The 22,976-nt window shown below is 71.3% G+C and carries 23 protein-coding genes and 1 tRNA gene; 9 read left to right on the top strand and 15 right to left on the bottom strand.

Annotation, left to right across the window (positions count from 1 at the left end; translation table 11 throughout):
• Positions 1–63 precede the first annotated feature (63 nt).
• Positions 64–456, top strand: coding sequence for an ectoine synthase (locus DEU31_RS03800; RefSeq protein WP_010550450.1), 393 nt, complete (start codon positions 64–66; stop codon positions 454–456).
• A 167-nt stretch (positions 457–623) separates the two neighbouring features.
• On the opposite strand, the gene DEU31_RS03795 is transcribed toward DEU31_RS03800, so the two are convergent.
• Positions 624–1,313, bottom strand: a complete 690-nt coding sequence (locus DEU31_RS03795) for a hypothetical protein (protein ID WP_243733700.1) — start codon at positions 1,311–1,313, stop codon at positions 624–626.
• Positions 1,314–1,450: 137 nt separating this feature from the next.
• Between DEU31_RS03795 and DEU31_RS03790 the strand changes: the two genes are divergently transcribed.
• Positions 1,451–2,104, top strand: coding sequence for a YigZ family protein (locus tag DEU31_RS03790; protein WP_133675867.1), 654 nt, complete (start codon positions 1,451–1,453; stop codon positions 2,102–2,104).
• Positions 2,105–2,123: 19 nt separating this feature from the next.
• Here DEU31_RS03790 and DEU31_RS03785 read toward each other — a convergent pair whose 3' ends face one another.
• On the bottom strand, positions 2,124–2,465 hold the full coding sequence (locus DEU31_RS03785) for a hypothetical protein (RefSeq protein WP_133675865.1): 342 nt from the start codon (positions 2,463–2,465) through the stop codon (positions 2,124–2,126).
• 204 nt (positions 2,466–2,669) lie between these two features.
• Positions 2,670–2,954 (bottom strand): GlsB/YeaQ/YmgE family stress response membrane protein, encoded by a 285-nt coding sequence (locus DEU31_RS03780; RefSeq protein WP_010550454.1) that lies wholly within the window; start codon positions 2,952–2,954, stop codon positions 2,670–2,672.
• Between the two features lie 385 nt (positions 2,955–3,339).
• Here DEU31_RS03780 and DEU31_RS03775 point away from each other — a divergent pair, with 385 nt between their 5' ends.
• Positions 3,340–7,377 carry a Pls/PosA family non-ribosomal peptide synthetase gene (locus DEU31_RS03775; protein ID WP_133675863.1) on the top strand — a complete coding sequence of 1,346 codons (4,038 nt, stop codon included), beginning with the start codon at positions 3,340–3,342 and terminating at the stop codon, positions 7,375–7,377.
• Entirely contained in the window at positions 7,374–8,738 is a 1,365-nt protein-coding gene (locus DEU31_RS03770) for a M1 family metallopeptidase (protein WP_133675861.1), read from the top strand. The genes DEU31_RS03775 and DEU31_RS03770 overlap by 4 nt, the downstream gene beginning before the upstream one ends.
• Before the next feature lie 98 nt (positions 8,739–8,836).
• Here the strand turns inward: DEU31_RS03770 and DEU31_RS16710 are convergent, their stop codons facing one another.
• The 3 genes from DEU31_RS16710 to nrdF all read right to left on the bottom strand — a co-directional run bounded on the left by DEU31_RS16710 (position 8,837) and on the right by nrdF (position 11,099).
• A complete protein-coding gene (locus DEU31_RS16710; protein ID WP_166649375.1) occupies positions 8,837–9,352 on the bottom strand; it encodes a 4'-phosphopantetheinyl transferase superfamily protein in 516 nt (171 codons plus the stop codon).
• Positions 9,349–10,053 carry a hypothetical protein gene (locus DEU31_RS16705; RefSeq protein WP_166649374.1) on the bottom strand — a complete coding sequence of 235 codons (705 nt, stop codon included), beginning with the start codon at positions 10,051–10,053 and terminating at the stop codon, positions 9,349–9,351. The genes DEU31_RS16710 and DEU31_RS16705 overlap by 4 nt, the downstream gene beginning before the upstream one ends.
• 77 nt (positions 10,054–10,130) lie before the next feature.
• Entirely contained in the window at positions 10,131–11,099 is a 969-nt protein-coding gene (nrdF, locus tag DEU31_RS03760) for a class 1b ribonucleoside-diphosphate reductase subunit beta (RefSeq protein ID WP_010550459.1), read from the bottom strand.
• Positions 11,100–11,305: 206 nt separating this feature from the next.
• Between nrdF and DEU31_RS03755 the strand changes: the two genes are divergently transcribed.
• Positions 11,306–12,694 carry a DUF418 domain-containing protein gene (locus DEU31_RS03755; RefSeq protein ID WP_133675857.1) on the top strand — a complete coding sequence of 463 codons (1,389 nt, stop codon included), beginning with the start codon at positions 11,306–11,308 and terminating at the stop codon, positions 12,692–12,694.
• Positions 12,695–12,805: 111 nt separating this feature from the next.
• Here the strand turns inward: DEU31_RS03755 and DEU31_RS03750 are convergent, their stop codons facing one another.
• The gene (locus DEU31_RS03750) at positions 12,806–13,018 is read right to left on the bottom strand and encodes a hypothetical protein (protein WP_133675855.1); all 213 of its coding nucleotides are present in this window, start codon (positions 13,016–13,018) and stop codon (positions 12,806–12,808) included.
• A gap of 34 nt (positions 13,019–13,052) precedes the next feature.
• On the opposite strand from DEU31_RS03750, the gene DEU31_RS03745 reads away from it, so the two are divergent.
• Entirely contained in the window at positions 13,053–13,271 is a 219-nt protein-coding gene (locus DEU31_RS03745; protein WP_133675853.1) for a hypothetical protein, read from the top strand.
• On the opposite strand, the gene DEU31_RS03740 is transcribed toward DEU31_RS03745, so the two are convergent.
• Positions 13,255–13,671 (bottom strand): hypothetical protein, encoded by a 417-nt coding sequence (locus DEU31_RS03740; RefSeq protein WP_133675851.1) that lies wholly within the window; start codon positions 13,669–13,671, stop codon positions 13,255–13,257. The two genes, DEU31_RS03745 and DEU31_RS03740, sit on opposite strands and share 17 nt — an antisense overlap.
• 113 nt (positions 13,672–13,784) lie before the next feature.
• On the opposite strand from DEU31_RS03740, the gene DEU31_RS03735 reads away from it, so the two are divergent.
• The gene (locus tag DEU31_RS03735; protein ID WP_133675849.1) at positions 13,785–14,309 is read left to right on the top strand and encodes a hypothetical protein; all 525 of its coding nucleotides are present in this window, start codon (positions 13,785–13,787) and stop codon (positions 14,307–14,309) included.
• A gap of 78 nt (positions 14,310–14,387) precedes the next feature.
• On the opposite strand, the gene nrdE is transcribed toward DEU31_RS03735, so the two are convergent.
• The 4 genes from nrdE to DEU31_RS03715 form a co-directional block, all read right to left on the bottom strand.
• Positions 14,388–16,520, bottom strand: coding sequence for a class 1b ribonucleoside-diphosphate reductase subunit alpha (gene nrdE, locus DEU31_RS03730; protein ID WP_133675847.1), 2,133 nt, complete (start codon positions 16,518–16,520; stop codon positions 14,388–14,390).
• Positions 16,521–16,525: 5 nt separating this feature from the next.
• Positions 16,526–16,924 (bottom strand): class Ib ribonucleoside-diphosphate reductase assembly flavoprotein NrdI, encoded by a 399-nt coding sequence (nrdI, locus tag DEU31_RS03725; protein WP_010550465.1) that lies wholly within the window; start codon positions 16,922–16,924, stop codon positions 16,526–16,528.
• A gap of 20 nt (positions 16,925–16,944) precedes the next feature.
• Positions 16,945–17,202: a glutaredoxin-like protein NrdH gene (gene nrdH / locus DEU31_RS03720; RefSeq protein WP_010550466.1), complete on the bottom strand. Its 258-nt coding sequence runs from the start codon at positions 17,200–17,202 to the stop codon at positions 16,945–16,947.
• 623 nt (positions 17,203–17,825) lie between these two features.
• Positions 17,826–19,205 carry a Gfo/Idh/MocA family oxidoreductase gene (locus DEU31_RS03715; RefSeq protein ID WP_133675845.1) on the bottom strand — a complete coding sequence of 460 codons (1,380 nt, stop codon included), beginning with the start codon at positions 19,203–19,205 and terminating at the stop codon, positions 17,826–17,828.
• A gap of 208 nt (positions 19,206–19,413) precedes the next feature.
• On the opposite strand from DEU31_RS03715, the gene DEU31_RS03710 reads away from it, so the two are divergent.
• Together DEU31_RS03710 and DEU31_RS03705 are read left to right on the top strand one after the other, a co-directional pair.
• Complete coding sequence (locus DEU31_RS03710) at positions 19,414–20,085, top strand: lysophospholipid acyltransferase family protein (RefSeq protein WP_133675843.1); 672 nt, start codon at positions 19,414–19,416, stop codon at positions 20,083–20,085.
• Between the two features lie 65 nt (positions 20,086–20,150).
• Positions 20,151–20,534, top strand: coding sequence for a universal stress protein (locus DEU31_RS03705; RefSeq protein WP_010550469.1), 384 nt, complete (start codon positions 20,151–20,153; stop codon positions 20,532–20,534).
• Between the two features lie 97 nt (positions 20,535–20,631).
• Here the strand turns inward: DEU31_RS03705 and DEU31_RS03700 are convergent, their stop codons facing one another.
• The 3 genes from DEU31_RS03700 to DEU31_RS03690 form a co-directional block, all read right to left on the bottom strand.
• Positions 20,632–22,143 carry a catalase gene (locus DEU31_RS03700; protein WP_133675841.1) on the bottom strand — a complete coding sequence of 504 codons (1,512 nt, stop codon included), beginning with the start codon at positions 22,141–22,143 and terminating at the stop codon, positions 20,632–20,634.
• 102 nt (positions 22,144–22,245) lie between these two features.
• Positions 22,246–22,680: a Fur family transcriptional regulator gene (locus DEU31_RS03695; protein WP_053917054.1), complete on the bottom strand. Its 435-nt coding sequence runs from the start codon at positions 22,678–22,680 to the stop codon at positions 22,246–22,248.
• A gap of 124 nt (positions 22,681–22,804) precedes the next feature.
• A tRNA-Thr gene (locus DEU31_RS03690) sits at positions 22,805–22,877 on the bottom strand.
• Positions 22,878–22,976: the final 99 nt, after the last annotated feature.

Below are 22,976 nucleotides of genomic sequence, written 5' to 3'. Positions count from 1 at the left end.
GCGGGTCGCCCAGCGCGCCCGCGGACCACGACCAATCGATCCCCACCGGAAGGACCACCCACCATGCTCGTCCGCTCGCTCGCCGAGATCGAGGACACCGACGCCGACGTGAAGTCGGAGAACTGGCGCTCCAAGCGCATCATCCTGGCCAAGGAGGGCGTGGGCTTCTCCGTCCACGAGACCACCCTCTACGCCGGCACCGAGAGCTTCTTCTGGTACGCCAACCACATCGAGGCCGTCTTCATCACGCAGGGCGAGGGAACCATCGAGGACCTCGCCACCGGTGAGATCCACGAGCTGGCCCCCGGCACGCTGTACCTGCTCAACGACCACGACAAGCACAAGGTCCGCCCCCGCACCGAGATCAAGTGCGTGTGCGTGTTCAACCCGCCCGTGACCGGGCGCGAGGTGCACGACGAGAACGGCGTGTACCCGCTGATCACCGAGGACGCCTGAGCGTCCCGCCCGCGCAGCCCCTGGGCTGAACGGCCGACGGGCCCGGCAGGAGAATTGCTCCTGCCGGACCCGTCGTGCATCCCCGGGGCGCGGCCTCGGCGACCGTGGGCCGCTGGGCGGGCGTCCGCATCGGACGCGTCGGTGCTGTGCGGGCGCGCCGGTCCGGCTCAGTCGCGGCCGCGGCGCACGAGCAGGATGATCACGCCGACCATCAGCAGCAGGAAGCCGAGCACGCCGCCGCCGATGGCCAGGAGGATCCCGCCGAGGCCTGCGAAGATGCCGCCGATCGAGACGGGCGGGCCGACCATCACGGGCGTGCCGCCGCAGTCGATCGTGTAGTCGCCGGCCTCCTCCGCGGTGAAGGAGTCGAAGGAATCCCACTCCCGTCCCTCGTTGCCGAAGCCGCTGGTCTGGATGGTGCCCTCGCCGACGGCGGGGCCGTCGATCGTGCACTGCGGGGCGGACGTGCCCTCCTCGGCGTACAGCTGCACCGTCTCGTCGGCCTCGGCGGTGTAGGTGCCGGAGCCGCTCTCGAGGATCTGATACTTCTCGGCGCCGCCGGCGACCTGGCCGAACCCGATCACGGCCGTCACGATCCCGATCACGAGGCTGAGCCCGATGATCACGGCACCGAGGATGATCAGGACCTTGGGCGCCTTCGACGGCTTCTTCGCCGGAGCGGCCGCAGGCTGGTTCCAGCCGCCGGGCTGGGGCGCGCCGCCGCCGGCCGGGGGCATGCCGCCGCCGGGCTGCGCACCGGCCTGTCCCCATCCGCTCCCGGGCTGCGGGCCGGGGTGGTTCCACCCGCCGCTGGGCGGCGGGGCGAGCGGGCCGGAGGATGAGGGCGGCTGAGTCACGGGGTGCTCCTGGAGGGATCGCGCAGTGGGACGGTCACGAGGAGCGGATGCCGACCCCCGACGACACCGACAGGCTATCCGGCGGAGGCCCCGACCGGCAGGCACATGCCGTGACCGGCACGCCTAGACTCGCCTGCATGCCCTCTCCCCTCGTCCTCGCCGCCGACGTCGAGACCGAGCTGGTGGAGAAGAAGTCCCGCTTCCTCACCCGGCTGCACCGGGTGAGCGAGGTCGGGCAGGCCGACGCCCTGCTGCGCGCCGCCCGCGCCGAGCATCCGGGCGCCCGCCACCACTGCACCGCCCTCGTGCTCGAGGAGACGGTCGAGCGGGCCGAGGTCCATCGCAGCAATGACGACGGGGAGCCCTCCGGCACTGCGGGCATGCCGATGCTGCAGTCGCTGCTGCACGCGGACCTGGTGGACGTCTTCGCGGTCGTGATCCGCTACTTCGGTGGGGTGAAGCTCGGGGCGGGCGGGCTGGTGCGCGCCTACACCGCAGGTGTCGAGCAGGCCGTCGCCGCGGCGACGCTGCTGCGGCGCACGGAGCTGCTGGAGGCACGGATCGAGGTGCCGCCGGCCGAGGCGGGGATCGCGGAGAACGCGGTGCGCATTTGGGCCGCCGCCCGCGGCGCGGCGGTCGAGCCCACCGAGTACGGGGGGCGCGCCGCGCTGCTCACCGTGCTCGTGCATCCCTCGGACCTCGGGGACCTGCGCGAGGACACGGCCCGCTGGTCCGCGGGGCGACGCACGGTGGAGGTCATCGGCCGTCGCACGGCCGACGTGCCACCGTGACGACCTCCCGCCAGGCGGCTCAGATGTCGTCCTCGAGCGCGGGGCCGCCCTCGTTCTCCCAGTTCTCGATGCGCTTGACGGTGCGGGGGTTGAACTTCTGGCGCACGCCGTGGCCGACGCCGGCCTCGTCGTCGGCCGGGAGGAACTCGACGCCGAGCTCCTCGAGGCCGGTGCGCAGCACACGGCTCCGCTCCTCGTCGAGATCCTGGACGCCTCGCTCGAAGGCGCGGACGTCCTCGGCCTCCAGCCCCGTGCGCGCCGCGATCACGGCGACAGAGACCTGGGCGAGGGCGCGACCGGCGCGCGCGAGATCGGCGGTGATCAGCGGGGATGCGGTGGCCTGCGGGTCGGTGGAGGTCATGACCCCAGCCTCGCCCATCGCTGCGGGGAATTCCAGCGTTCCCGCATTCCGCGGAGTCCCACACGGAGGCAGAGGCCGAACTCCTCGGCCCGCCGCCCGAGGACGACCCTCTGCGAACGCCTCCGTGAACGGCGCAGCGCCGCCCCGGGGGACCCGGGGCGGCGCTGCGGAGGTCGGGCGCGGACAGGCCGCGGCCCTCTGGGGTCAGGCGCGGTTCTTGGTCGCGAGTCCGTAGATCACCATGACGACGATCGCGCCGATGACGGCGAGGAGGATCGTGCCGATGCTCCACGGGTTGTTCATGATTCCCGAGATGCCGTCGCCGCCGAAGAGGCTGCCGATGAAACCGCCGACGATCGCGCCGATGACGCCGAGGACGATGGTCAGGCCCAGGCCCATGCCCTGCTTGCCGGGCATGACGGCGCGGGCGAGGAGCCCGATGATCGCGCCGATGATGAGCCAGGAGATGATCAGACCGATGAGTCCCATGGTGAAACTCCTTGAGATCGGGGAAGGGTGTGCACTCACAATGTAACGCCGTCTGCACTCATGTCCAGGGATGCGGGACCGACCTGTCGGTCGGCGCGGCGATCGCAGGCTCCGGCGCGTCGCCGCCCCGCCTCGGGCGGAGCCTCGCCGATCCTCCGCGTCGCGCCTCCTCACCCCTCCGCCTCCTGCAGCCCCGCCGCCGGCTCGGGAACGGTGCGGGAACGGCACGGGACCGACAGCCGAACAGCACGGGAACGCCCGGGGTCGAGAGCGGGACGCCGGCGCCCGGAAGGCCTGTTCGGGCAGGTCACATTGGGATGAGCGTCTCCGCGGCCCGGCTGCTCGCCTCCTCCTGCCCGACAGGTCGGTAGGGGATGATCAGGACGTGACCGCCTCCCACCCCGCCCTGCTCCCCTCGCTCCTCGCCGGGGACCGCGCCCCGGCGCCCAGCACGCTCGTCGAGATCTTCCGCCGCGTCGTGGAGGCGCACGGCGACGCGCCCGCCGTCCACGCGGGCGCCGAGGTCCTCTCCTACACGGCGCTCGAGGAGGCGGCCTCCGAGGTCGCCGGCCGTCTCGCCGCGATCGGCACCGGGCCCGGCACGAAGATCGGGGTGCGGATCAGCTCCGGCACCACCGACCTGTACGTCGCGATCCTCGGGATCCTGCTGGCCGGCGCGGCCTACGTCCCGGTCGACGCCGACGACCCCGACGAGCGCGCCCGCGTCGTCTTCGAGGAGTCCGCGGCCCTCGCCGTCATCGGCGACGACCTCGTCATCACCCCCACCGGGGCCGGGACCGCACAGGTCCCCGCCGGCGCGCCGGCGCACGCAGCACCGTCGGCTCCCGGAGCCGCGGCGAGCGAGACGTCGGCCGGCATGCCCGGGGCGGCCGGCGCGCCGCAGGACCCCTCCCCCGGCGACGACGCCTGGGTCATCTTCACCTCCGGCTCCACCGGCAGGCCCAAGGGCGTCGCCGTCTCCCACCGCAGCGCCGCCGCCTTCGTCGAGGCCGAGTCGCAGATGTTCCTGCAGCAGGCGCCGATCGGGCCGGGCGACCGGGTGATGGCGGGACTGTCCGTCGCCTTCGACGCGAGCTGCGAGGAGATGTGGCTGGCCTGGGCGTACGGCGCCTGCCTGGTGCCCGCGCCGCGCTCGCTCGTGCGCTCCGGCGTGGACGTCGGCCCCTGGCTCGAGGCGAACCGGATCTCGATCGTCTCCACCGTCCCCACCCTCGTCTCCCTGTGGCCCGACTCGGCGCTGCGCGAGGTGCGGCTGCTGATCATGGGCGGCGAGGCCTGCCCGCCCGAGCTCGCCGCCCGCCTCCAGGCACCCGGCCGCGAGGTGTGGAACACCTACGGCCCCACCGAGGCGACCGTCGTCGCCTGCGGCGCGATGCTCAATGGCACCGCGCCGGTGCGGATCGGCCTGCCCCTGGCCGGCTGGGACCTCGCCGTCGTGGACGGCGAGGGGAGCCCCGTCGCCCCCGGCGAGAGCGGCGAGCTGATCATCGGCGGCGTTGGCCTGGCCCGTTATCTCGACCCCGCCAAGGACGCCGAGAAGTACGCGCCCATGCCCACGCTCGGCTGGGAGCGCGCCTATCGCTCCGGCGACATCGTGGTCAACGATCCCGACGGGCTCCTCTTCGCCGGCCGCGCGGACGACCAGATCAAGCTCGGCGGGCGCCGCATCGAGCTCGGCGAGATCGATGACCAGCTGCTGCGCCTGCCCGGAGTGGTCGGCGCCGCGACCGCCGTGCGCTCCAGCCGCTCGGGCAACAAGCTCCTGGTCGGCTACCTGACCGTCGAGGACTCCTACGACGCCGAGATCGCCCGCGGCCTGCTGCGCCGGCGGATGCCCGCCGCGCTCGTGCCGCGCCTGGCCGTGGTCGAGGACCTCCCCACCCGCACCTCCGGCAAGATCGACCGCGACGCGCTGCCGTGGCCGCTGCCCGGCTCCTCCGAGCGCAGCGCCGAGCTCTCCGGCACCGCCGCCTGGATCGCGGAGATCTGGGCCGACGTGCTCGGCGCCGAGGTCACGTCCGTGAAGGACGACTTCTTCGACCTCGGCGGCGGCTCCCTCACCGCCGCGCAGGTGGTCAGCCGGCTGCGGGAGCAGCATCCCGAGCTGACCGTCGGCGACGTGTACCAGCAGTCCTCCGTCGCGGCGCTCGCCGCGCACCTGGACGCGATGGGCTCCACCGCCGTGCGCAGCGACCGCACCGTCGCCCCGCTGCGCCGCCGCACCCAGCTCGCCCAGCTGCTGGCGCTGCTGCCGCTGCGCGGCCTCGCCGCGCTGCGCGGCATCACTTGGCTGATGCTCGCCTCCACCGTGCTCGCCGCGGTCACGGACGTGCCGTGGATCGTCGCCTTCCCGCTGTGGCTGGTGGTCCCGATGACGATCGCGCTCGTCCTGCCCCCGGGGCGGATGGCCCTCGCCGCCCTCCTCGCACGGCTGCTGCTGCGCGGCGTCACCCCCGGCACCCATCCCCGCGGCGGGAGGGTGCATCTCGCGCTGTGGTTCGCCGAGCACGTCCAGGACGAGCTCGGGGCGACCTCCCTCTCCGGCGCGGTGTGGTTCCCCTGGTACGCGCGGCTGCTCGGCGTGAGGCTCGGCAAGGGCGCGGACCTGCATGCCCTGCCGCCCGTCACCGGGATGCTCGAGATCGGGGACGGCGCCTCGATCGAGCCCGAGGTGGACCTGGCCGGCTACTGGATCGACGGGGACGTGCTGCGCATCGGCCCCGTCCGCATCGGCAAGCGGGCCCGCATCGGCGCCCGCAGCACCCTCGGCCCCGGTGCCCGCATCGGGAAGGACGCCGAGGTCGCGCCCGGCTCGGCCGTGCTCGGGAAGGTGCCGGCCGGCGAGTTCTGGTCCGGCTCCCCCGCCGCACCGCGCGGCGCGGCGCGCGGCCCCTGGTCCGACGAGGCGCCGCCGCGCAGGCCGCAGTGGGAGATCGTCTACGGGGCGCTGTCCCTGCTGATCGCCGCGCTGCCCGGCCTCGGCGTGCTGGTGGGCGGGGCGGTGCTGCTCCCCGCCCTGCGCGGCGCGGACGGCTTCGGGCAGGCCGTGCTCGCGGCCCTGCCGTGGCTGCCGCTCGCGGCGCTCGCCGGCTTCGCGGCCGTGGCGCTCGCGGTGCTGGTGCTCACCCGCCTGCTCGCCCTCGCCATCTCCCCCGGGCACCATCCGATGCGCTCGGCGGCGGGCGTGTCGATCTGGGCGACGCTGCGCCTGCTGGACGAGGCCCGCACCTGGCTGTTCCCGCTGTACGCAGGCGGGCTCACCCCGATGTGGATGCGGATGCTCGGTGCGAAGGTCGGCCGCGGCTCGGAGATCTCCACCGCCCTGCTCATCCCGAGCCTCGTCACCGTCGGCGACCACTCCTTCCTCGCCGACGACACGCTGGTGGGGCCCTACGAGCTCGGCGGCGGCTGGATCCGCGTGGAGCGGGTGAAGGTCGGCAAGCGCGCCTTCGTCGGCAACTCCGGCATGCTCGCCGCGGGCCGCAAGGTGCCCAAGCAGTCCCTGGTCGCGGTGCTCTCCGCCGCCCCGCGCCGCAAGTCCGCGAAGTCCGGCACCTCCTATCTCGGCTCCCCGCCGAGGACGCTGCGCCGCGCCGAGGAGGAGCACGACGCAGCCCTCACCTACGACCCGCCGAAGCACCTGCTGGTACGGCGCGGCCTGGTCGAGACGACGCGCCTGGTGCCGCTGCTGATCGCGCTGCTGCTGCCGGTGGCGGTGTGGGGCGCGGTGTACGCGCTGCTGCTGCGCGGCGGTCTCGGGATCCTGCTCGCCGTCCTGCTCGGCGGGGTGGTGCTGCTGGTGGCCGGCATCGTCGCCGCGATGATCACCGTGGTCGCGAAGTGGCTGATCATCGGTCGGCACCGCCCCGGCGAGCACGCCCTGTTCACCGCCTACGTGTGGCGCTCCGAGCTGGCCGACACCTTCACCGAGGTGCTCGCCGCGCCGTGGTTCGCGACCTCGACCGCCGGCACCGTGGCGCTGAACCTGTGGCTGCGGGCGCTGGGCGCGAAGGTCGGCGCGGGCGTGTGGTGCGACTCGTACTGGCTGCCGGAGACGGACCTGGTCACCCTCGGTGACGGCGCGACCGTGAACCGCGGCTGCGTGGTCCAGACCCACCTGTTCCAGGACCGCGTGCTGAGCATGGATGCCGTGACCCTCGGCGAGGGTGCGACCCTGGGGCCGGGCAGCGTGATCCTGCCCGCCGCGGAGATCGACCGCCACGCGACCATCGGCCCCGTGTCCCTGGTGATGCGCGGCGAGCGCGTGCCGACCGGGACCCGCTGGACCGGCAACCCGATCGGCCCCTGGGCCGACGACGACGCCCCGCTGAACGGCACCGCCGACGAGCACGACGACGAGGACGACGCGCGCGAGCGCGAGCACATGGAGGAGCGCGCATGAGCACCACCCGGCCGGGCAGCGACCCCTATCTCCCGGGGCACGGCGACGCCTCCTACTCCGTGCAGCGGTACGCGCTCGACATCGCCTACAAGGTCGAGACGAACCGTCTGGACGGCACCGCGACCCTGAGCTGCCAGGTGCACGAGGACACCGGCGCGCTGCACCTGGACCTCTACGGCCTCCAGGTCTCCTCCGTGAAGCTCGACGGGAAGCCGATCAAGCACAGCCACCACGGCGGCGACCTCACCATGAAGTCCTCGTTCACCGCGGGGCAGGAGGCCACTGTCGAGGTGCGCTACGGCGGCAAGCCGCGCCCGGTCCGCTCGCGCCTGCACGGGCCGACCGGCTGGGAGGAGCTGGAGGACGGGGTGATCGTCGCCGCCCAGCCTCACGGCGCCCCCTCCTGGTTCCCCTGCAACGACCGCCCCGACGACAAGGCCGTCTACGAGATCAGCCTGACCGCGAACCCCGCCTATCACGTCGCCGTCTCCGGCGAGCTGGAGGGCAAGCGCCGCAAGGGCAACGCCACCACCTGGAGCTACCGCCAGGACGTGCCGATGCCGACCTATCTCGCCACGGTCCAGATCGGCCGGTACACCGAGGTGCCGCACCGTGGGGCGTCGGTGCCGGTGCGCTCCCTGGTGCCCGCCGGGGTGGGCGCGAAGGAGCTCGCGCCGGGCTTCGCCCGGCAGCCCGAGATGCTCGAGCTGTTCACGCGCCTGTACGGCCCCTACCCCTTCCCCTCCTACACCGCGGTGATCACCGAGGACGAGCTGGAGATCCCGCTGGAGTCCCAGGCGCTGTCCACCTTCGGCCGCAACCACCTGGCCGAGGACTGGGAGGCGGAGCGTCTGATCGCCCATGAGCTGTCCCACCAGTGGTTCGGCAACGCCGTGACCCTCGAGCGGTGGCAGGACATCTGGCTGCACGAGGGATTCGCCTGCTACAGCGAATGGCTGTGGGCGGAGGAGACCGGCCGCTCCACCGTCGAGGAGGAGGCTCGCCACCACCACGCGGCGCTCGCCGAGCTGCCCGAGGACCTGCTGGTCGCCGATCCCGGCCCCGAGCTGATGTTCGACGACCGGCTGTACAAGCGCGGCGCCCTGACCCTGCACGTCCTGCGCCGCCGCGTGGGCGACGAGACGTTCTTCCCGCTGATCCGGTCGTGGCTGGCGCAGAACCTCGGCGGCTCGGTGACCACCGAGATGTTCGAGGAGCATGCCGCGCGCGAGAGCGGCGAGGACCTCACGGACCTGTTCGCCGCGTGGCTCCACGACGAGGAGCTGCCGGACCTGCCCGATCAGCCGGTCTTCCGCGAGCCCACCCATCGGGGGCTGCGGGCCCTGTTCTCGCGCGGTTGACGGCCGGGCTCTCCGGCCGACGGGCACGGCGAGGTCGGCGGTCGCGCGGGCGAGGCCGCGTCGGCGCGGCCTCGCCCGCGCCGACGGCTCCGACGCGGTCAGCTCTGCGACAGCGCCACCAGGATCACGAACCCGTCGGGCGCCTCGGCCTCGCGCAGATCATGCTCCGCGAGGCGCACCTCGGGCATCGGGGTGCGCAGCCCGGTGCCGAGGAGCTTGAGCACCGCCTCCTTGCCGGCCCAGAGCCGGGCCCGGTCCTCGGCGGTGCGGTCCTGGCCGGCCTCCGCCGGGTGCAGCACGAGCGAGGGATCCCAGCCGCGGTCGACCGCCGCGGCCTCCTCGAGGTCCACCCCGATCCCGCCGCCGACGCGCACGGCGGTGAGCAGATGCGGGCCCGAGCGGGAGAGGCTCACGCCGACCCCGTCGGCCGTGCCCACGACCCGCGCCCAGGGCCGGCCGTGGGAGACCGCGCCGCAGGCCGGGCAGTGCCGTCCCACCCGGATCTCGGCGGCCTGCACGCCCACCACGTCGGCGACGTGGGCGGCGAGGGCGCGATCGGCGTCGGCCGTGACGGGGTGGAGACGCAGCAGGTCGGCGGGGAGACCGGCGCTCACGGCAGGTCCACGTACCAGTCGGGCACGGACTTCAGCGGCGCGAGATCGCGCGGCGGGGCGCCGACGAGCGCCGTCAGCACCGCGAAGGACATCCGGCGGTGGAGCTCGGCGAACTCCTCTAGCGAGGACTGCTCCCGCAGCGGCACGAGCCAGCGCCAGGTCGTCGCCGGGTACTCTCGCACCGCGATCGGGTCGCGCACGATCGCGAGGCCCCGCCCGTGCGGATCGACGGTCCGGAACAGGGCGTGCAGCAGCGGGTCGAGGTCGCCGTCCGCGATGGGCACGTCCGTCGGCCCTCCGACGGCGCTCGCCGCGTCGATCCTGAGCAGCCCCTCCCCCGTCGTCGCGTCCCAGCGCTCGGTGCGGATCGAGTAGACCGCGCCGCGGGCCTCGTGCTCGGCCATGAGCACCCTGGCGATCAGCTCCGCGCAGCCGGTCACCTCGGCCGCGTCCGCGCCGGGCCCGGGCAGGCGCACCGCGACCACGCCGTCCAGGCGCCCGCGCTGCGCGAGGGCCTGACGGGGCACGACGTTCCCGTGGTGCAGCAGGGCGTAGTAGGGCACGGCGAGCGCGGCGGCCATCGCCCGGCCGGTCCGCTCCCGCCGGGCGAGCTCCCCCGCGCCGCGGCGCAGCACGAGCCCGAAGCGCAGCGCGAGGTGCTCGCGCTGCTGGAGCTCGGTGGGGTGCCGACGGGAGGCCACGGCCCCAGCGTAGGCGGACAGCAGGAGGCCCGGAGAGGCAGCGTGCTGCGTCTCCGGGCCTCCGAGGCGAATGGGGCTCAGAAGTCCCAGTCGTCGTCCTCGGTCTCGACGGCCTTGCCCATGACGTAGCTCGAGCCGGAGCCGGAGAAGAAGTCGTGGTTCTCGTCCGCGTTCGGGGAGAGCGAGGCGAGGATCGCGGGGTTCACCTCGACCTGGTCCTGCGGGAACAGCGCCTCGTAGCCGAGGTTCATCAGCGCCTTGTTCGCGTTGTAGCGCAGGAAGGTCTTGACCTCCTCGGTCCAGCCGACCGGGTCGTAGAGGTCCTCGGTGTACTCCTCCTCGTTGTCGTACAGCTCCATGAGCAGCGAGAAGGTGTACTCCTTCAGCTCCGCCTGGCGGGCGGCGTCGGCCTTCTCCACGGCCTTCTGGAACTTGTAGCCGATGTAGTAGCCGTGCACGGCCTCGTCGCGGATGATCAGGCGGATGATGTCCGCCGTGTTCGTCAGCTCGCCGCGGCTGGAGTAGTGCATCGGCAGGTAGAAGCCGGAGTAGAACAGGAAGGACTCCAGCAGGGTCGAGGCGACCTTGCGCTTCTCCGGGTCGTCGCCCTGGTAGTAGTCCATGACGATGTTCGCCTTCTTCTGCAGCGGCTCGTTGAACTCGCTCCAGCGGAAGGCCTCGTCGATCTGCTTGGTGTTCGACAGCGTCGAGAAGATCTGGGAGTACGACTTCGCGTGCACGGACTCCATGAACGCGATGTTGGTGTACACCGCCTCCTCGTGGGGCGTGATCGCGTCGGGGATCAGGGAGACCGCGCCCACGGTGCCCTGCACCGTGTCCAGCAGGGTCAGGCCTGTGAACACGCGCATCACCAGCTGCTGCTCGGACTCGGTCAGACGGTTCCAGGACTGGACGTCGTTGGACAGCGGCACCTTCTCGGGAAGCCAGAAGTTACCGGTCAGGCGGTCCCAGACCTCCTGGTCCTTCGGGTCCGGGATCCGGTTCCAGTTGATCGCCTGGACCGTCGTCTTCAGGTGGTCGTTCACCGCAGCCTCACTTGCTCCTCAAGGGTCGTCGTCGTGTGCCCTCCAGTCTAGGCATCGAAGGCTCGCCCGGGGCCCTCCGGCCCGCCGCGGAGAGGTGCTTCCCACCACCGATCGAGAGCCCGATCCATGACTTTCGTCGTGGGGCGTGCGAGCGCCGGCGCACTAGCGTGACGGGCACGACGTCCGCCGCTCCGGAAGGCCCTGCCGTGACCTCCGCTCCCGTCTCCGCGCACGCTCCCGACCCCTCGTCAGCGGCCCATGCGGTCGCGCCGCCCCGCTCACTCGCCCCCGATGTCGCGCGCGGGCTGATGCTCGCACTGATCGCGGTGGCCAACGTCTCCTGGTACCTGTGGCGCTCCTCGGAGACCGTCGGCGGCACCCCGCACATCCCGGCCGACGGACCGCTGGACTCGATCGCGCAGGCGGTGATGACGATCGCGGTGGACCACCGGGCGATGCCGCTGTTCGCGTTCCTGTTCGGCTACGGGATGGTGCAGTTCTACCGCTCGAGGATCGACCGCGGCCTCGCCCCCGGCGCGGTGCGGGTGATGATGCGCCGTCGCCACTGGGCGATGCTGCTGCTGGGGGCGCTGCACGCGGCGCTGCTGTTCTACGGCGACATCCTCGGGGTGTACGCGGTCAGCGCGCTGGTGCTGGTGTGGTGGTTCTTCGGCCGGCGCTCCCGCACCCTGCGCATCTGGGTGATCGTGCTCGCGGCGGTGATGGCGCTGTTCGCGCTGTTCAGCATGCTCAGCGGCGTGGCGCTGACGTACTTCGTGCCGGCCGAGGTGACTGCCGAGATGGCGGCGACGGACATGGGCACCGGCTTCGTCCGCCCCGTCGCCTACGACACTCCCTACCTCGTCTCGGTGCTGTATCGGCTCGGGCTGTGGGCGGTGGCGCTGCCCTTCGCAGCGCTGATGGGGGCGCCGCTGCCGATCCTGCTGGGCTGGCTCGCGGCACGGCGTCGGATCCTCGACGAGCCGTGGCGTCACGTGCGCCTGCTGCGGCGCGCCGCGGTGATCGGCATCGCGATCGGCTGGCTCGGCGGGCTGCCCGAGGCGCTCGCGATCCTCGGCGTGTACGACCTGCCCGCCGCGGCGCCGTGGATGCTGACGGGGCTCACCTCGCTCACCGGCATCGCCTGCGGGATCGGCTACGCGGCGCTGTTCGGGCTGCTCGCCCTGCGCCTCGAAGGCCGAGGGACCGTCACCGACGCCTCGCGCCCGGACCCGTCGGCCGACCGGGACCTCTCCCCCGCCGAGCGCGCCTACGGCGTGCTCCGCGAAGAGAGCGCACCGGACCGCAGCCGCGACCTCGGCGTCCTCGAGCGGACCCTCGCCGCGGTCGGGCAGCGCTCGCTGACCTTCTACCTGTTCCAGTCGCTGCTGCTCGCGCCGCTGATGGCCTCGTGGGGGCTGGGTCTCGGCGGCACGCTCTCGACCGCCCCGGCGCTCGCGATCGCGTTCGCGGTGTGGCTGGTGTCCCTGCCGATCGCGGCGTGGATGGGCGCGCGCGGGATGCGCGGCCCGGCGGAGAAGCTGCTGCGCCGGATGACCTACGGGAAGATCGACCAGACGCCGGCGACGCGCTGAGCCCGTCGCAGACCACCGAGTGCTGCCTCCGAACCGTCACCGAGGCGCGATGACGGTCCACATGCAGCACTCGGCGGCCTGATCTCCCCCCCGATTCCCGCGTCGGCCGACTCACCCCTCGCCGGAAGCCTCTGCCAAGCGCTCCAGCGTAAGCCCCGCCTGCAGTCGGCTCTCGTCGAGCTCATGGTCCAGGTACGGCCGCACCATCTCGTCGAGGCCGACGGGGAGCGCGTCGGGTGGGAGGCGCCGGGCGCGGCGCATGATGTGCGGGGCGACGGCGGGGTCTTCGAGCTCAACCAGGGCGAGCTCGAGCAGCTCCCGCAACAGGGCATGGGGCTATCTACTGGAGGCGGCGACCGTGCTGCCGCCGGTGTCGGATCCGGCGCTCGAGGCAGCCCCGCCGCGGGCCGTCCAGCTCGTCCGCCGCCGGGTCGACGGCGACCGCCAAGCATTCCTCCTGCAGGTGCGCGGTCGCTATCTGATCGTGTCCGAGGAAGGCAGTGGGCGCTTCGTCGGGGCAGATCCGACCGACGCAGCTCGTGAGGTGCTGCGGCCCCTCCTCACCGTGCGCGGATGAGTTCCCGGTCACGGCGTCGCTGCGGACGCAGCCACGCAGGATAGATCCACAGCGGAAGCACGGAGCGGTAGCCGATCATGAGGAGCAGCACGACCCAGATCAGCACTTCGAGGACCACTGCGGCCGGCACCAGGACCGATGTCGTCGTCTCACGCAGCAATTCGACGGAGGCAAGCCCCACCACCCCGCCGGCCACGAAGATGGTCTGCGTGCACAGCGGCAGCAGCACGAGCACCGTGGTCTCCGCGTAGGCGAATCCTCGGCCCGGCCCCACGCCATGAGTGTCGACCCAGGCGCGGAAGACCCGTCCTCGACCGACACGACACAGCATCGCGAGGACTGCGAGTGCACCGCCGAGGAGGAACAGTGCCAGCGCGATCAGGGCGAGCGAGAGATCCATGCCGCCATCCTCCCAGCACCGCATGGGGACCTCTCCCCATGTCGTCCTCGCCCCGCACCGGAAACCGTCGACGTGACCAGTCGAACTATTCGTGCCAGACGGGTGGAGCAACCATGACCGTATTCCAGGGGATGAACACTGCCGAGGTCACCGACCTCGCCGGCCGATTCACCGACCGCGCAGAATCCCTCAGCACTCTTCTCGAGTCGCTCTCCACGCAGGTCGGCGCAGTCGTCGGCACGGACTGGATCGGACCTGATGCGGAGGGCTTCGCCACCGCCTTCGACTCGTCGGTCCGCGGTCAGCTCACCACCGCCGCAGAGTCGCTGAGGACCCGCGGCGGGGATCTCGACGCCCACGTCGAGGAGCAGGAAGACGCCTCCGCCCCTGCGGGGTCACAAGGTGGTTCTGAGCCCGCGGCGCCGACCGGGGGCCCGGCCCCCATGGAAGCAGGCATGTCATCTGCCGCTTCGTTCCTGGGCGCCGACTGGGGTGACGTCTCGTTCGGGGAGTTCTGGCAGAACCTGAAGGAGAACATCGGGATCGGCGGCGTCGTCGGCGGCATCACCGGAGACCTGGTCGGCAACTATGTCGGGGCGACCCTTGCCGACTCCGCGATCGACACGTTCCTGGACTGACGCCGCACCCGCCGGGCATGACGAACGGCCCGCCCCCGGATCTCTCCGGGAGCGGGCCGCTCGCTGCGGGTCAGGCCGTCACAGCATGCAGCTGACGCAGCCCTCGACCTCGGTGCCCTCGATCGCCATCTGGCGCAGGCGGATGTAGTACAGGGTCTTGATGCCCTTGCGCCAGGCATAGATCTGCGCCCGGTTGACGTCGCGCGTGGTGGCGGTGTCCTTGAAGAACAGCGTCAGCGACAGGCCCTGGTCCACGTGCTGCGTGGCCGCGGCGTAGGTGTCGATGATCTTCTCGTAGCCGATCTCGTACGCGTCCTCGTAGTACTCGAGGTTGTCGTTGGTCATGTACGGCGCGGGGTAGTACACCCGGCCGATCTTGCCCTCCTTGCGGATCTCGATCTTGGAGACGATCGGGTGGATCGAGGAGGTGGAGTGGTTGATGTAGGAGATCGAGCCGGTGGGCGGCACGGCCTGCAGGTAGGCGTTGTACATCCCGTGCTCGGCGACCTCGGCCTGCAGCTGCTTCCAGTCGTCCTGGGTGGGCAGGTGCACGTTCGAGTTCGCGAACAGCTCGCGGACCTTGTCGGTCGCCGGCTCCCACACCTGCTCGGTGTACTTCTGGAAGTACTCGCCGGTGGCGTACTTCGAGTTCTCGAAGTCGTAGAACCTCTCCTGGCGCTCCTTCGCGAGCTTCATCGACGCGAGGATCGCGTGGTAGGTGACCGCGTAGAAGTACATGTTGGTGAAGTCGATGCCCTCCTCCGAGCCGTAGAACACCCGCTCCCGGGCGAGATAGCCGTGGAGGTTCATCTGGCCGAGGCCGATGGCGTGGGACTTCCGGTTGCCCTCGGCGATCGTGGGCACGGACTCGATGTCGGAGGTGTCCGAGACCGCGGTGAGGCCGCGGATCGCGGTCTCGATGGTCTGGGCGAAGTCCGGGGAGTCCATCGCCTTGGCGATGTTCAGCGAGCCGAGGTTGCACGAGATGTCCCGGCCCATCTCGTCGTACGTGAGGTCGACGTTCATGGTGGAGGGCGTGGAGACCTGCAGGATCTCGGAGCACAGGTTCGAGTGGGTCACCTTGCCGGCGATGGGGTTCGCACGGTTCACGGTGTCCTCGAACATGATGTACGGGTAGCCGGACTCGAACTGGATCTCGGCGAGGACCTGGAAGAAGTCGCGGGCCTTGATCTTCTTCTTCGAGATGCGGGGGTTGTCCACCATCTCGTGGTAGACCTCCGAGACGTTCACGTCCGCGAAGGGCTTGCCGTACTCGCGCTCCACGTCGTACGGGGAGAACAGGTACATCGGCTCGTTGTTCTTCGCGAGCTCGAAGGTGATGTCGGGGATCACGACGCCGAGGGAGAGGGTCTTGATGCGGATCTTCTCGTCGGCGTTCTCGCGCTTGGTGTCCAGGAAGCGCAGGATGTCGGGGTGGTGGGCGTTGAGGTACACCGCACCGGCGCCCTGACGCGCGCCGAGCTGGTTGGCGTAGGAGAAGGAGTCCTCGAGCAGCTTCATGACGGGGATGACGCCGCTGGACTGGTTCTCGATGTGCTTGATCGGCGCACCGTACTCGCGCAGGTTGCTCAGCAGCAGCGCGACACCGCCGCCGCGCTTGGACAGCTGCAGCGCGGAGTTGATGGAGCGGCCGATGGACTCCATGTTGTCCTCGATGCGCAGCAGGAAGCACGAGACGAGCTCGCCGCGCTGGGCCTTGCCGGCGTTGAGGAAGGTGGGGGTGGCCGGCTGGAAGCGGCCGTCGAGGATCTCGTCGACGAGGTTGCGGGCGAGCTGCTCGTCGCCGCGGGCGAGGGTCAGGGCGACCATCACCACGCGGTCCTCGAAGCGCTCGAGGTATCGCTTGCCGTCGAAGGTCTTCAGCGTGTACGAGGTGTAGTACTTGAACGCGCCGAGGAAGGTGGGGAAGCGGAACTTCTTCGCGAAGGCCTGCTCGGAGAGCGACTCGATGAAGGAGAACTCGTACTGCTCGAGCACCTCCGGCTCGTAGTAGTCGTTCTCGACGAGGTAGTCCATCTTCTCGCGCAGCGAGTGGAAGAACACCGTGTTGGGGTTCACGTGCTGCAGGAAGTACTCCCGCGCGGCCTCGCGGTCCTTCTCGAACTGGATGCTGCCGTCCGGGCCGTACAGGTTCAGCATCGCGTTCAGCGCGTGGTAGTCGAGCTGCCTGTTGTGCTCGACCGGGGGCATCTCGGTCAGTGTCGCCAAAACTCTTCCAATCCGTCGTGGACCCGCGTCACATCGCGCGGAGTGCCGAACAGTTCGAACTTGTACATGTGGGGGACCTGGCACTTGGCGGAGATGATGTCCCCGGCCAAGCAGTAGGCCTCCCCGAAGTTGGTGTTCCCCGCGCTGATCACACCGCGGATGTGCCGTCGGTTGCGTTCGTCGTTGAGGAACTTGATGACCTGCTTGGGCACGGCGCCCCGGCCGTTGCCCCCGCCGTAGGTCGGGACCAGCAGGACGAAGTCCTCGTCGACGACGAGGGGATCGTCCTTGGGATAGAGCGGGATCCGATGGGCCGGCAGGCCGAGCTTCTCGACGAAGCGCTTGGTGTTGCCGGACACCGAGGAGAAGTAGACGAGACGGGTCACGCCGACGCCTCCCCGGCCTCTCAGATCGCGGCGGTGCGGCGCTGCTCGGCGCCGACGCCCGCGAGCGCCTTGATCTTGTCGGGACGGAAGCCCGACCAGTGGTCCTCGCCGGTGATGACGACGGGCGCCTGGACGTAGCCGAGGGACTTCACCTTCGCGAGCGCGTCGGCGTCCTCGGTGATGTCGACGACGTCGTAGGCGACGCCCGCCTTGTTCAGCGCGCGCTTGGTGGCATCGCACTGCACGCAGAGGGGCTTCGAGTACACGGTGATGTCCAAGGGAAGTGCCTTTCAGGAGCGTCGCGCCGAGGCGCAGGACAGGGGCGAGAAGGAGATGTTCAGGAGGTCGGAGGACCGTGTCGCGAGGCTGTGGACTCCCGCAGGAGCCCTGTGCGCCGCGACGACATCAACACTACACCTAGTGGTGGCTCGGCGCGACGACCACAAGATGTACTGAACTACAGGAGTGTCATCCACAACGCGTTGTTGACAGCATGTGGATGGAGGGGTGCTCGCTGGGGACGGAGCGGCGGCCTCCCGTGCGAGCACGGCCGATACGTGCACAACCCGCTGTGGACGGTGCTCCGGGCGGCCGACGACGGCGGTGGACAGGCGCCGTCCGCACCGCTCCCGGAGCGGTCGGAACAGGCCTCCGAGTGAGGTGTCTCCCGGCGTGTCCCGCGGGCGCCCCGGCGTGTCGCGGGCGTGGCGTCGGCGTGTCCCCCGCCGTCCCCCGTCCATCCCCCGCCCGTCCCCCGTCGGGGCGCCGGATCCGGCGCGCGGATCACCGGCCTGGCGCCCGGACGCGGGGAAGCCGATGCGGAGAGCCCCCGCCCTCCCCGGAAGGGGACGACGGGGGCTCCCGGCGGCGGTCTGCGCACCGTCGGCGTCGACGGGGCGGCTCAGCGGCGCGGGTCCTGAGGGGCGGCGGGGTCCTCGGCCGCGGCCGGTGCGCCCTCGGCGCCACCGGACCAGGCGTCGACGACCTCCTCGGTGCTCGGCGCCGCGGGCTGCTCGAGGGACTCGGGCGCGGGCTCCGCCCCTGGCAGCTCGACCTCGACGGTCGCGGCCGCAGGCACCGCGTCGGCCTGCTCTGCCTCGTCCTGCTCCGCCTCCGACGGATCGGTCGCCGCATCAGCCTCCTCCGGCTCCGCCTCGAGGCTGCGGCCGTCGGCCTCCACGATGGTGGCGAGCACTTCGCGCAGCAGCACCACCTGGCGCAGCGCCTCGGCGGCGCCGGCACGCGGCGCCTCGCCCTTCTCGACGAAGGCGTGGAAGGCCTCCCACATCAGCTCGGCCGAGCCCTTCGGCGCGGTGGTCGCGACCTCCTGGACCACGCCCGACTTCTTCTCCCGCAGCGAGACCGTCGAGCGGGCGTCGCCGTGGGAGGGCGCGGGCAGGTCCAGGCGCATGCGGCGACGGGCGGAGAGCACCTGGAGCGTCTCGGAGTACTCGGGGGCGAAGGGGAGGTAGTGCCACACCAGGCGCACCTGCGCCCCGCTGCCGAGCTCGCCGAGCAGCTCGATCGATCCGGGGATCACTCCCTTGGGCCAGTGCCGCACCGCGACGAGCTTCTCGATCGGGCCGTAGGCCGCCTCGGTGACCGCCATCTGATGGGCGACACCGGTGAGCAGACCCTTGACGTACAGGTCCCGGTCGCGCTGGGTGGCGCCGTCGCCGGTGCCCGCCTCGACGGCGGCCTGGAGCGCCTTGCGCCGCGCCGTGCGCTGCTCCGTGGGCAGGTCGTAGGAGGAGGTGGTGACGTGGGCCTGGCCGAACAGGGGCTGGCTCGCGGGCATGAGGACCTCGTGGTCCACCATCCGCAGGTCCTTGGTCGCGATGTGCTCGGACATCCGGGCCACGGAGTCGTCGTACTGCTGGGGATGGGCCAGCATCACCAGGCGCCGTCCCGCGATCCGCTCGAACTCGGCGACCTTCGCGATCTCCTCCTCGGAGTAGCCCAGCGGCGGCTCGACCATCACCGGGATGCCGCGGCGCACGATCGCGAGCAGGTCGTCGACGTGGAGCCCGTCGGTCGACAGCAGCACGCCGTCCAGGGAGAGGGTCCGCGCGCGCACCGCGGCGACGAGATCCGCGACGGTCTCGTAGCGGCGCTCCTCCTCGATGCCCCACACCTCGGAGGCCTCGCGGCGCCGACGGGGCGAGTGGTCCACCAGCGCGGCCACGCTGAAGCGGTCCCAGCGCCGGCGCAGCACCGGCAGGTGCACGGCCTGCGCCATGGTTCCGGCGCCGACCACGGCGATGTTCAGGATCTTCGGCATCGACAGGCTCCTCGGGGGCTCGGCAGGGAGGGGCGGCTGCGCCGTCGGGACGACGGGCGCCGGGCCGTCTCCGGCATCGCACCTGGACCGGGCACGATCGCACGCCTGTTCTACCACACGGGCAGGGACGACGATCACAGGGATGCCGCTCCGTCGCCCCCGCCCGCGGCGCTATCGTGGGGCGCTGATCGAACCCTGAGGAGGACCCGTGGTCGGACGCTTCTACACCGGTGTGCGGGGATTCGTGCGCCCGATCGTGAGGCTGCTGTGGAACCCGCGGGTCAGCGGGCTGGAGAACGTGCCGCCCGAGGGCGGCTTCGTGATCGCCTCGAACCACCTCGCCAACATCGACAGCTTCATGATCCCGGTGGTCCTGCCTCGAGCGATCCGCTTCGTGGCCAAGGAGTCGCTGTGGACGCAGAAGGGCCCGCACGGCGCGGTGCTGCGCTGGTTCTTCGACGCCGTCGGCGCGGTGCCGGTGGACCGCGAGGCGCTCTCCTCCGGCAAGGGCGCGCTGCAGGCCGGGCTCGAGGTGCTGCGCAACGGGGAGGGCTTCGCCGTCTACCCCGAGGGGCACCGCTCCAAGGACGGGCTGCTGCACCCGGGCAAGCAGGGCGCGGCCTGGCTCGCGCTCGAGTCGGGCTGCCCCGTGATCCCGGTCGGGGTCAAGGGCACCCAGCACATGTTCTCCTCCCTGATCCCCCGCCGCGGCGAGATGACGATCCGGGTGGGCACCCCGATCACCCTCGAGGAGATCGACCCCTCCGCCTCCAAGGGGGTGCGCCGACGCCTCCTGACCGCCCGGATCATGGATGAGATCCAGGCGCTGTCCGGTCAGCGCCGTGCCGACGGTCCCTCGGCACGGTCCCGGGACCAGTAGGATCGCACCAGGCCGCACACCGAGGTCGCGGCCGTCGCCCGAGAGCACCCCAGCCAGGAGAGCAGATGGCCGTCGTCGTCGGATTCATCCCCACCGAGGTGGGCTTCAAGGCGCTGGCCGCGGCGCGTGAGGAGGCCGAGCAGCGCGGCGGGCCGCTGGTCGTGGTCAACGTGCTGCGCGCGGGCGTCGAGGAGGACCCCCGCCACGCCGACGAGCAGCAGCTCGAGATCGCCCGTGACGAGCTCCGCCGCACCACCGTGCGCGTCGCCTTCCGCCAGGAGACCACCGAGGACGACATCGCCGACGTCCTGCTGCAGGTGGTCGAGGAGGAGAGGGCCGAGCTGCTCGTGCTCGGCGTGCGCCGCCAGAACGACCTCGCCCGCCACCTGCTGGGCCTGACCGTGCAGAAGCTCCTGCTCTCCTCCCCCAGCGACGTGCTCGTCGTCTGATCCCTCCCCCGCACGCCGACGCGGCCCGCCCCCCGCAGGGGACGGGCCGCGTCGGCGTCAGGGGGTCGCCCCGCGGACGGCCCTGGAGGCCGGAGCCTCAGGCGTCCTTGGGGTCGCCGCCCGGCTGGTCATCGCCCTGGTCGGCCATGACGGCCTGCACGATGCGCTCACCGATCGCCTGGTCCACGTTCTTCCAGTACTGGAAGGCCTTGGACAGCACCGGCTCCTCGACGGTGCTCAGCGCACCGGAGACCGTCTCGACCAGCCCCTCACGCTGAGCGTCGTCGAAGACCTCACGAACGAGGATGCCGGGCTGGACGAAGTCGCCGTCCTCGGCGTGGAGGGTGTAGGCCGCGCGGACCATCTCGCCGTCGGACTCCCAGCCGTTCTCGACCGGACCCTGGGCGTCCTGGTAGCCGCGACCGTAGGAGTTCGGGGCGTAGACCGGCGCATCGCCGGAGTGCAGGAACTCCATGTGCCCCTCCTTGTCGTAGGAGTTGGTGGGCACGACCGGCTGGTTGACCGGCAGCTGGTTGAAGTTGGTCCCGATGCGGTGGCGCTGGGCGTCCGGGTAGGAGAACGAGCGCCCCAGCAGCATCTTGTCCGGGGACAGCCCGATGCCGGGCACGGTGTTCGAGGGGCTGAAGGCGGCCTGCTCGATCTGCGCGAAGTGGTTCCGGGGGTTCTTGTTCAGCGTGATCCGGCCGACCTTGATCAGCGGGTAGTCCTGATGGGAGACCGTCTTGGTGAGGTCGAAGATGTTGAAGCGGTAGGTCTTCGCGTCCTCGTACGGGATCACCTGGACGGAGACGGTCCAGCTCGGGAAGTCGCCGTTCTCGATCGACTCGAACAGGTCGCGGCGGTGGTAGTCGCCGTCCACGCCCGCGAGACGGTCCGCCTCCTCGTTCGAGAGGAACTCCATGCCCTGATCGGTGTGGAAGTGGTACTTGACCCAGAACTTCTCGCCGGAGGCGTTGATCCACATGTAGGTGTGGGAGCCGTAGCCGTTCATGTGCCGCCATGACTTCGGCAGGCCGCGCTCGCCCATGAGGTAGGTGACCTGGTGGGCGCTCTCGGGGGAGTTGGTCCAGAAGTCCCACTGCATGGTGTTGTCGCGCAGGCCGGAGTCCGGGGTGCGCTTCTGGGAGTGGATGAAGTCGGGGAACTTCATCGGGTCGCGCAGGAAGAAGATCGGCGTGTTGTTGCCGACCAGGTCGTAGTTGCCCTGCTGGGTGTAGAACTTCAGCGCGAAGCCGCGCACGTCGCGCCAGGTGTCGGGCGAGCCGAGCTCGCCGGCGACGGTCGAGAAGCGCAGCAGCAGCGGGGTCTTCCGACCCGGCTGGAACAGGTCCGCCTTGGTGTACTGCGAGACGTCCTCGGTCACCTCGAGCTCGCCGAAGGCGCCGGAGCCCTTCGCGTGGGGGCTGCGCTCCGGGACGCGCTCGCGATCGAAGCGGGCGAGCTTCTCGACCAGGGCGACGTCGTGGAGCAGCAGCGGGCCGTCGGCGCCGACGCTCAGCGAGTGCGCATCGGACTCGCGGGGGGCGCCGGACTCGGTGGTCGACGGGATCGTCGAGTCGTGATGGGCCGTGGGATCCAGGTGGGTCATGGAGTTCTCCTCGGGGTGGTTTTTCTGACAGGTCGTGACGAAACGTTCTGACAGTCGTGGGCGGTCAAGGACCCTGATCCGGCCGGAGCCGGGTCAGGGGGTTCAGGGGGTGGCGGCCTCGCGCTCGCGGCAGTCGCTGCACGTCCCGCGGTAGACGACGTCGGCCATCTCGATCGAGAAGCCGTGGTCCTCGTGCGGGATCAGGCAGGGCGCGGCGCCGACGGCGCAGGGGACGTCCTCGAGACGTCCGCAGCTGCGGCACACCAGGTGGTGGTGGTTGTCGTGGCGGTGCATCTCGTAGCGCATGGAGCGCCCGCCGACGGAGACGCGTCGCAGCAGCTCGGCGTCGGAGAGGGCGTTGAGCACGTCGTAGACGGCCTGGCGGGAGACCGTGCCGAGGTTCTCGCGCACGGCCTGGGCGATCGCCTCCGCATCGGAGTGCGGGTGGGCCTCGACCGCGGCCAGGGTCGCGAGCCGCGGAGCGGTCACGCGCAGGCCGACGCTCCGCAGGGCGGAGGTGTGGTCGGTGGTCGTCATGCCCCCCACCCTAGCCCGCTTTCTGGACAATCTCAAGAAAGCGAGCGGGCCCGTCCACGCCGGCCCCTCCCCCGCCGACGAGAACGGGCCCGGCCCCCTCGAGGGGGCCGGGCCCGTGATCCGGAGCCGCCTGCCGGAATCGAACCGGCGACCTATTCATTACGAGTGAATCGCTCTACCGACTGAGCTAAGGCGGCGTCGCCGCGCACGCGCGGCGGACCGGTTCACTGTACGTGACCTGGCTGGCCAGGCGCAAAGCGTCCCGGCGCGATCCGCGTCACGCTCGTCGGATCCGC

Source organism: Brachybacterium sp. AG952, from assembly GCF_004362645.1.
GTDB lineage: Bacteria > Actinomycetota > Actinomycetes > Actinomycetales > Dermabacteraceae > Brachybacterium > Brachybacterium conglomeratum.
This window is presented reverse-complemented; position numbering and strand designations above follow the sequence as displayed.